This window comes from Candidatus Frankia alpina, assembly GCF_902806485.1.
GTDB lineage: Bacteria > Actinomycetota > Actinomycetes > Frankiales > Frankiaceae > Frankia > Frankia alpina.
In genome coordinates, this window is sequence record NZ_CADCWT010000027.1 from 23,977 (window position 1) to 32,813 (window position 8,837).

Consider the following 8,837-nt stretch of genomic DNA (forward strand, 5'->3'; position numbering starts at 1 on the left):
GGTACTACCGCTATTGACCGTTGATTGAGTTCCCCCAATAGTAGGCGGGTAGCTGCCGTGGTGGAGCGTGGGCCTAATTCCCTCCGGCAGATCACCAGCGGGGCAACGGGAGGTCGTGGCGGATGGATCCTCGGGTAGAAAAGCAGCTGACTCAGCTCCGCCGGAAGGCGGTCGATCTAGGCCTCGGTCCGGCCTTGAAGCTGGTGCGCGACAACATCGCGCCGACGGCCCGGCGCAACCGCAATGACGACCGCCACCTGGCATTGCTGTTGTCGTTCGTGTTGCGGGAGAACTCGAACTGCATCGATGTGGGCGCCCACCGGGGAGACGTGCTCCGGACGATGCTGCGACACGCCCCGCGCGGACGGCACATCGCCTACGAGCCGCTGCCGCACATGGCGGCGTCGCTGACGACCGACTTCCCGACGGTCCAGGTGCGCCAGGCCGCGCTGTCGGACACACCCGGGATACTGCCATTCACCTACGTCCGTAGCCGACCGGCGTACAGCGGGCTGCGCGACCGGGTGCCGGACACGGAGGACGTCGAGCAGATCGAGGTGAAGGTCGAGGTCCTCGACGAGGCGTTGCCCGCGGACTACCGGCCGACCCTCATCAAGGTCGATGTCGAAGGCGCCGAGTACGGAGTGTTCCGCGGTGCCCAGAAACTGATCGCCGCCAGCCGACCGCATCTGGTGTTTGAATTCGGCGCCGGGGCACGCGACTACGGCACGACGGCGGATGAGATATACACCCTCGTCGACGGCGATCTGGGGCTTCGGATCTTCGACCTCGACGGCGCTGGTCCGTACACCCTGCCCAAGTTCCGGGACACGTTCGAGACCGGTCGCCGCTTCAACTTCGTCGCACATCCCTGACGATCGTCTGCCGGGGCCGTCCGCCCTCCGCCGGCCCTCGTCGCGGCGCCCAAGGTTGACGACCACGACGGGCGGCCCGAACGGACCCGGTCCCATCTGGGCCGCCTGTCCCGTGGCGGGCCGGTGCGCCTTGTACGTGGGGCACGCGCCCGACGATGGGAAGCCGAGAACAAGAACCGGACAAGAGTTCTTACGAGGGCTCAAACGAGCGTGTACGAAGAGCGACGATTCGGTACGGTCTCGGCAGGCCACGGTGATCGACCCATCGGAGCCATCCGGACGCCCGCGGTGCCGCCGTAGCTGCCGGATCCGCTGGTAGATCGCCAGGAGGCATCGGCCGTACGCGGCCGGTACCCGCGCCACCTGTCCGGTCAACTGAGAGGCTCCTCATGGCCCGGTCCCCCCGGGGTGGCTGTTCGTCGCCAGCCGTTCTCGCATCGTCAACGAATCCCGCGTTCCGAACCACTGGGTGATGCCGGCCCCACCGCGGCGTGCCTGGCGGGACCGTGGCTGGATCGTCTGTCTCGGTGCTGCGCTGGCTGCGGCCGTCGGATCCGTCCTGCCGCCCATCGCAGGTGTCGGGCTCGACGTCCGGATGGCGTTGTACCTGCTGGCGAACCTGGTGGCTGCCGTTGCCCTCGCGAGGTCTCGCCCCCGTCCCGCGGCGCGGCTGGATACTCCTCGCGGGCAGTCAGGTTCTCGCGGCCGCAACCGACGTGGCCCTCTCCATTTCCCTGCGCACGTCCTCGGCCACGGTTGGGGTGGCGTTGGCGGACATCGTTCTGCTCCTCCGGTATCCGCTGCTGGTCCTGGGCCTGGCGGCGCTGGTACGGGCGCGCGGTCCCGGACGGAACGCGGCAAGCCTGCTGGACACCGCGATGTTCCTCGCCGCGGCCGCCCTGCTGTCCTGGGTGTTTCTGGTGGCACCGGCGGTGCGGACGGGGGGTGTTTCGGCGGCCGGGATCGTCCCGGCGGTGTGCGCGGCGGCGGGTCTGTCGGTCGTCGGGGTGACCGTCAGAATCGTGGCGGGCGATGGCGAGCGCCTGGCCACGTTGCTTCTCCTGGCGGGTGGGGTGCTCGTAGGCGTGGTGGCGGACGCCGCCGAGGTCTGCACCCGCATCGGTGCCGTCGTCGCGAGCGACGTGGGCATCGGCGGTTCGGGCGGCACGGCGATCGATGGCCGGGATGCCGCCCGGATGGTGAGCGCTCTGCTCCTCGCTGCCGCCGCACTCCATCCCTCGCTGGCCCGATCGGGCCAGTCGGCGGCGGTGCCGGCGGTGCCTGTCCGTGACGGGTTGCGGTTGGCCGCATTGTGTGGTCTCGGACTGGTCGGGCCGGCGGTTCTCGGGGTGCAGGCTGGTCGTGGCGATCTCCGTGACGTCCGCGTGATCGCGGTGGCGAGCGCCGGGATCATGCTGCTGATCATCGCCCGGATGGCGCGGCTGGAGGCCGAGCAGCGACATCTCGCGATCACAGATGGCCTGACCGGGCTACGGAGCCGCCGATATCTGGATGCCGAGATGAGGGTCGTCGCCCGGCGGGCTCGCTGGGTCGGATCGAGGGTGGGCCTGCTCCTCGTCGACGTCGACCACTTCAAGTCCGTGAATGACCGGTTCGGCCACCCGGCCGGCGACCAGGTGCTCACGGAGGTGGCCAGACGGCTGCTCATGGTGACCCGTCCGGGGGATGTCGTGGCCCGCTACGGGGGGGAGGAGTTCGCGCTGCTTGCGAGGGACGTCCGGGGCGACGCGCTGGCGGACATCGCCGAGCGGCTACGGCTCGGGGTGGGTAGGGAACCTGTGGAGGTGGCGCCGCCCGCGTCGGCCGCGGTAGCCTCCGCCGGCTGGTCAGCGGCAGCCGCCGACAGACCGGCCCCGCCCGTCGGGACGGACCCGCGGGGGCGCAGCGCGGGCGACCATGTGGGGAACGCCGCTCCCGGCCGTGGTGATGCCGGCATGCCGATGGCGGGAGTCGCCCTACGAACCGCGGGGACCACGGCGACGACTCGTGCGGCGGGCCGGCGGGGCGCGGCGGGCCGGCTTCGGAACACCGCTGGCGCCGGGTCGGTGTCGGTGACAGCGACGGTCTCGGTCGGCGGCGCGGTCCTGCCCGACGACGCGGATGATGTCCGCGCGCTGGTTGAGGTCGCGGACCGCGCCCTGTACGCCGCCAAGGAGGCGGGCCGGAACCGGGTCGCGATCGGTCCGGAGGGGACGGCACCGCCGGGGCGGGCCCCGGCCGCGACGCCGGCACCCGCTCGGCCGGTCTCGCCTCGTTCGCGGCCGGCCGGACTGGCGGTGGTCGGTCGCCCGGCCGTCGGTCCGCCGGCGTTGCTTCTGCGGGCAGCCGTTGATCCGTTCGGATCGGCGCCCGCGCCCCGGCCGAGTGCACCGTTTGGTGCACTCGGCGCGCCCGCGTCCGGGTAGGGCAGATGGTGGGCCGGTGACGATGGCGAACAAGCCCGATCGGGCCATGCAACCAGCGTCGATCCGAACGGCGCACCGGCCTCGTCCACCGAGCCCGCGGCGGCAGGCGCGGCCGCGTCGGCGGTCGCCACCGTGGTGGCTGCGGTACTGGCCGCGGAGCCGCAGGAGCTGGCCGGGCGGCTGCCCGACGGCATCGAGTGCCTGCGTCGGATCGCCGAGCAGGTCGACGCCTGCCACGCACCGCGAGCGGACGGCCGGGCGGTGGGGCGCTGGCTTACCGAGGTCCTCACCGTGCTCGGCCATGCCGCCGTGACGCGGCACCGGGCCCGCCTGGCAGAGCGGCTGCACAACGTGGGCAAGATCCTCCTTCCGCCGCAGGTGCTGGCCCGACCGGGCCCCCTGGACGCAGAGGAGTGGCGGTTGATCCGGATGCACCCGCTGATGGGCGCGAATCTGCTAGCCCAGGTGCCGGGTCTGCAGATCGAGGCGGAGATCATCGCCCAACAGCGGGAGTGGTTCGGCGGGGGTGGCTACCCCAGCGGGATCGCCGGGTCCGGGATCCGGATCGAGGCACGAGCCTTGGCGGTCTGCACGGCCTGGGCGGCGATGCGCGGCGGGCGAGGCGGGCGGGATCCCCTGAGCGGGCCAGCCGCCCGCGAGCAGCTGCGGGTGGGGCGCGCCACCCAGTTCGACCCGGTGGTCGTCGACGTCTTTCTCGCGCTGGAGTCGGACCGGCGAGTCGGACTGCCCCATCCGGGCGACCGACTTACGACCACCCCGGCCGCGCGGGCGACCGACCGGCCGGTGCTTGACTCGCTCGACCGCACGCCACTGTCCCGGCTGTGAGGCTGACCGAGCGCGACTTCCCTTCGACTTCCGCGCCGACGGTGCGGTGGGCCGATGCCGGCCTGGCATCGGCTGGCCCGGCAGCGGGTAGTTCTTTCCCGATCGGTCCGAGAGTAACCGCTCCGGGCGCTTGGCCAGATACTCACCGTAACTATACGGGTCAGTAGTGCGGTTCCGGTACGGCGCGGCGTGTTCGCGCTCGGTCCCGAAAGTGGCAGTTGATACCCGCCCAAAAAGAGGGGAGTGACGGATAGAGCCGCAACACCGATACTTTGACGCTCCAGCACCTGACATGTGTCGGATCGGTCGTGCTCCGCCAGACCGCAAAGAGGATGCGGCGAACCTGAGCGCGGGGGAGGTACCGGAATCGACCCGGGCGGGTGGGGCGTTGCGAACGGAGGTACGCAATCATGCGGACAGCGGCACGAGGGGAAATCACCGTCCGGTCCGCCTGATACCGACCCCGCAACGCCCGTAGCAGATCCCGACGGGACGTTTTCACCGGTACGGGGGCTGTCCGTACCCAAGAAAGGTCACGAGAGAGGGGCGTCCGTGCGAACGCTCGAACCCATCAGCCTCGACCTCGACACGATCGAGGTGGACAAGCTTGCCAAGGGCATCACCCTGAGCCTGTTGATCCCGGCCCGCGGCCCGGAGGCGGCTCGGACCATCGGTGAGATCATCGCGCAGAACCGGCAGCGGTGGATGCAGGAACGCAGTGTTCTGGACGAGATCGGCGTCGTCGTCGATCCGTCCTCGGACGGGGACGAGCACGACCTCGTGCGCATCGCGACGGACGCGGGCGCGAGCTGGGTCGTCCGCGGGCAGTCCGTCCTGCAACGCCATGCCGGCCGGGAGGAGACGGCGACGGGCGGGAAGGCTGGCGCCATGCGCAGCCTCGCCTACCTTGCGTTCGGCAATCGGCTCATCTTCCACGACGCCGATCTCGAAAGTTACGATCCGTACACGGTTGGGGTGCTCGCCGCGGCGACGACAGCCGGGAATGCTCCGCTTTTTGTGAACGGAAGTTCGCGCAGGGTGACGGGTGACGGTCGGCCTGGCGGGCGTACCACCGAGATGCTGCGGTCGTTGCTGTCGAAGCAGCTTGCCCGGTATGTGCCGTCCATCACGCGGACTATCCAACCCCTGATCGGGGAGTTCGTCATCGACGCGGATGTCTTCGCGGCGCTGGCCTTCTCGCGCGGGTATGGTGTGGAGACCTCGCTGAAGGTGCTGGCTCTCGACCTGCTCGACTACTCGGACAGCCTGCAGGTCGAGCTGCCGATCAAGTATCAGGTCGGCCAGCATTACCATAGCCTCGTGAAACAGTTCCATGAGATTAGTTTCACAATCGATGTCCTGGAGGCGTACTTCCAGCGGCGCCGGGTCGATCCGCACGTCGCCATCTGGCAGATCGCGGACAACTACGACCTGCTATTCCCGGGCCGTACCTACGCACTGCACCGACCGCCGGGTTACGACGAGGCGGATTTCGTCCCGCGCATGGGCTTCTACCAGCCGCTGGCCACGGCACCCGCATATCAGGCCCGGCTTCCGGAGATCAAGAGTGCCCGCCGGGTCGCCCTGGACGCATTGGAGCGCCGGATGCGCACGTCGGCCTGACCAATTCCGCCCCGGCCGGGCTGAGCGGCCCGGTCGGGGCACGTCATCCGGTCCGGCGGGGCCGCCGGGCGATCACCCGGCAGGCCTGGGCGAACACGTCGGTCATCTGCCGGTCGAACAGGTCGGCGGGAGGTGGCCGAAGGTTTCCAGTGACAGGAAGCCGTGCAGCTGGGTCCACGCCGTCAGGCACACCGTCATGCCAGCGGGGCCGATCGGCACTTCGTGGTCAGCTGCCCAGGCCCGCAGCCTGGCCTGCATCGTCGGGGTGAGTCCGGCGTCGACCTGGCTGGTGTCAACCAGGCCGGCCCCGATCGTCTCCGTCATGCAGCGGAAAAGCACGGCCACCGAGCGCTTCAGCTCCGCGGCCACCCGGTTGTCGACGGACCCGCCTTCCGACACCCGCGGACCGAAGATCAACCTGTACTCGACCGGGTGGTTCAGCGCCCAGCGACGGTGCGCCCGGGTGACGTCCAGCCACCGACCCAGATGGTCGTGCGGATCGCCTGCCGCGGAGGCCGCCTCCAGGGCGTCGGCCAGCGAGGCGAAGCCGTCGGCCGTTCAGCTCCTCGAGCAGGACCTCTCGGCTGTCCACATAGCGGTACAGGGCCGAGGGGGCCATGCCCATCGCGCGTGCCACCCCCCGAAGGGACAGTGCGGCGGGGCCGAGCTCCGCCAGCTGGGCGTGCGCGGTGCGCTTGATCTCCTCGAGGGTGGCCCGCCGTAGCCGTTCCCGGCGCGGGACTGGACTACTCACGGCAGTCATGGTCGATCTCGCGGTGAACGCTGTCAACTACGCGTCAATCCGACCTTGACGAGAACATCGTTCGCGAACACTGTTCTCTGCAAGGTTGCCCCATCTGCGGAGGAAACCATGTTCTCGTCCCTTGTGGCGCTGGTGACGCGCCGTCCCCGCCTGGTACTGGTCCTCACGGTCGTCCTCCTGCTCGGCGGCGGCGTCCTTGCGAGCACGGCCTTCGGCAAGCTGCAGACCGCGGGCTTCGACGACCCGGCGTCGGAGTCCTCCCGGGCGGCCGATGTGATGGACGCCCGCTTTCGCGGCCGTCCAAACGTGCTCTTTCTCGTCACTGCCCGGCGGGGGGCCGTCGCTGCGCTCCCGGGACGGTCGATCGGCGCTGGTCGTGGCCAGCGTGCGGGACGATGACGAGGCCTCGGACATCGTCGATCACTACGAGTCACCGAAACGCTGGCCCGACTCGGTGACCGTCCAACCGGGTGGTCGGGCGACGGTGGGCGAGGACATCGGCCACCAGGTCTCCGCCGACCTCGCCGTGGCCGAGTCGATCGCCATCCCCGTCACCCTGGTGCTGCTGGTGATGGCGTTCGCCGGCGTCGTCGCCGCGCTGCTGCCGCTGGGCATCGGACTGCTCGGCATCGTCGGCGGCTTCGCGACCCTGTCCGTGATCGGTGGGCTCACCGACGTATCGATCTTCGCTGTGAACCTCGCGACGGCGATGGGCCTTGGTCTCGGCATCGACTACTCCCTGCTGATGGTCAGCCGGTTCCGCGAGGAGCTGGCGGCCGGGCGTGAGCGCGCCGACGCGGTGGCGGTGACCGTTCACGCCGCCGGTCGGACCATCCTGTTCAGCGGTGCCACGGTGATCGTGGCGTTGGCCGTGATGCTGCTGTTCCCGCCGTACTTCCTGAAGTCCATGGCGTATGCGGGCATCGCGGTGACGCTGGTGGCGGTCGTGGCGGCGATCGTGTCGCTGCCGGCGCTGCTGATGGTGCTCGGGGAGCGGGTGAACTCCTGGCGGGTGGGTGGCCTGATCGGACTGGTCCGTCGACGCCGGACAAGCCGGTCGGAGCCGGTGGGGGTGTCCGGCGCGGACGGGGGGGCGGCGACCGGGGCGCGGGAGGCGGGTGAATCCCCGTTCTGGCGACGGGTGGCGGCGACGGTGATGCGCCGGCCGGTGCTCACCGGGCTGCCGGTGGTCGCGGTGCTGCTCGTGCTCGGGACGCCGTTCCTGCACGTGGACTTCGGGACGCCGGACGACCGGGTGCTCCAGCCGGGTGGTCGGGGACGCGCTGCGCGCGGACTTCGTGGCTGATCTCGGCGGTGCGATGGAGGTCGTCGTGCAGGCCGCCGGGACGGGGCCCGGTCGACCGGCCGGCGCTGACCGACTACGCGGCGACGCTGTCGCGGCTGCCCGACGTGGCCCGCGTGGACAGTGCGCTGGGAACCTACGTGCAGGGTCGGCGCACCGTACCCCCCGGTCCGGCCAGCAGCCGCTTCGCGGCCGCCGGCGCGGACTCGCTGCAGGTGGTGACCTCGGTGGACTACGCGTCGGGTCGAGCGCAGAAGCTCGTCCGGACCGCCCGCGCGGTGCCGCCGCCCGCCGGGACTTCCGCCCTGATCGGCGGGGCGCCCGCCGTCCTGGTGGACGGCAAGAGCACGGTCGCGGACCGGCTCCCCCTCGCACTCGGCCTGATCGCGCTGGCGACCTTCGTCCTGCTGTTCCTGTTCACCGGCAGCGTGCTGCTACCGGTGAAGGCGATCGTGCTCAACGGCCTGGCCATGTGTGCGGTGTTCGGCGCATCCGTGTGGATCTTCAGTGACGGGCACCTCGCGGGACTGCTCGACTTCACCCCGGGCCCGCTGGACACGTCCATGCCGGTGCTGCTGTTCTGCATCGCCTTCGGGCTGTCGATGGACTACGAGGTTTTCCTGCTCTCGCGGATCAAGGAGGCGCACGATGCCGGGGCGGGCAACTCCGAGGCTGTCGCCACCGGGCTCGCCCGGGTCGGACGAATCGTGACCACCGCGGCGGCGCTGCTCGCGGTCACCTTCCTCGCCTTCGCGACCTCGTCGGTCCGCTTCATGCAGATGTTCGGGGTCGGAACGGCGCTGGCCATCGTGTTGGACGCGACGCTCATCCGGGGGGTGCTCGTCCCCGCGTTCATGCGGGTCGCGGGCAACGCGAACTGGTGGGCGCCGCGCCCACTGCGGATCCTGCATGACCGGTTCGGACTCCACGAGTACCGCGCCCCCGCCCCGCCGGCCGGGCCCGTAGAAGAGCTGGCCGGATCGGGCCATGCCTGACGGGCC

At 70.5% G+C, this 8,837-nt stretch carries 8 protein-coding genes and 1 pseudogene; 7 read left to right on the forward strand and 2 right to left on the reverse strand.

What is annotated here, in order from left to right; translation table 11 throughout:
• The first annotated feature begins 122 nt into the window (after window positions 1-122).
• The 4 genes from G6R25_RS05580 to G6R25_RS05590 all read left to right on the forward strand — a co-directional run bounded on the left by G6R25_RS05580 (window position 123) and on the right by G6R25_RS05590 (window position 5,770).
• Window positions 123-875 (forward strand): FkbM family methyltransferase, encoded by a 753-nt coding sequence (locus G6R25_RS05580; RefSeq protein WP_163552128.1) that lies wholly within the window; start codon window positions 123-125, stop codon window positions 873-875.
• Window positions 876-1,507: 632 nt separating this feature from the next.
• Entirely contained in the window at window positions 1,508-3,301 is a 1,794-nt protein-coding gene (locus G6R25_RS26285) for a sensor domain-containing diguanylate cyclase (RefSeq protein ID WP_235947512.1), read from the forward strand.
• A 132-nt stretch (window positions 3,302-3,433) separates the two neighbouring features.
• Window positions 3,434-4,147 carry an HD-GYP domain-containing protein gene (locus G6R25_RS26290; protein ID WP_235947515.1) on the forward strand — a complete coding sequence of 238 codons (714 nt, stop codon included), beginning with the start codon at window positions 3,434-3,436 and terminating at the stop codon, window positions 4,145-4,147.
• Between the two features lie 552 nt (window positions 4,148-4,699).
• Window positions 4,700-5,770, forward strand: a complete 1,071-nt coding sequence (locus G6R25_RS05590; protein WP_163552129.1) for a glycosyltransferase family protein — start codon at window positions 4,700-4,702, stop codon at window positions 5,768-5,770.
• 102 nt (window positions 5,771-5,872) lie between these two features.
• Here G6R25_RS05590 and G6R25_RS26295 read toward each other — a convergent pair whose 3' ends face one another.
• Window positions 5,873-6,187 (reverse strand): TetR-like C-terminal domain-containing protein, encoded by a 315-nt coding sequence (locus G6R25_RS26295; protein WP_235947519.1) that lies wholly within the window; start codon window positions 6,185-6,187, stop codon window positions 5,873-5,875.
• 202 nt (window positions 6,188-6,389) lie between these two features.
• Window positions 6,390-6,533 (reverse strand): annotated as a pseudogene (locus G6R25_RS26300) (TetR/AcrR family transcriptional regulator); the annotation flags it as partial.
• A 108-nt stretch (window positions 6,534-6,641) separates the two neighbouring features.
• On the opposite strand from G6R25_RS26300, the gene G6R25_RS26305 reads away from it, so the two are divergent.
• Genes G6R25_RS26305 through G6R25_RS26315 form a run of 3 tightly spaced genes read left to right on the forward strand, consistent with a single transcriptional unit; the run spans window position 6,642 to window position 8,831 of the window.
• Window positions 6,642-6,932 carry a hypothetical protein gene (locus tag G6R25_RS26305; RefSeq protein WP_235947521.1) on the forward strand — a complete coding sequence of 97 codons (291 nt, stop codon included), beginning with the start codon at window positions 6,642-6,644 and terminating at the stop codon, window positions 6,930-6,932.
• On the forward strand, window positions 6,919-7,839 hold the full coding sequence (locus tag G6R25_RS26310) for an MMPL family transporter (RefSeq protein ID WP_235947523.1): 921 nt from the start codon (window positions 6,919-6,921) through the stop codon (window positions 7,837-7,839). The genes G6R25_RS26305 and G6R25_RS26310 overlap by 14 nt, the downstream gene beginning before the upstream one ends.
• Before the next feature lie 8 nt (window positions 7,840-7,847).
• On the forward strand, window positions 7,848-8,831 hold the full coding sequence (locus tag G6R25_RS26315; RefSeq protein WP_235947524.1) for an MMPL family transporter: 984 nt from the start codon (window positions 7,848-7,850) through the stop codon (window positions 8,829-8,831).
• The last annotated feature ends 6 nt before the right edge of the window (window positions 8,832-8,837 follow it).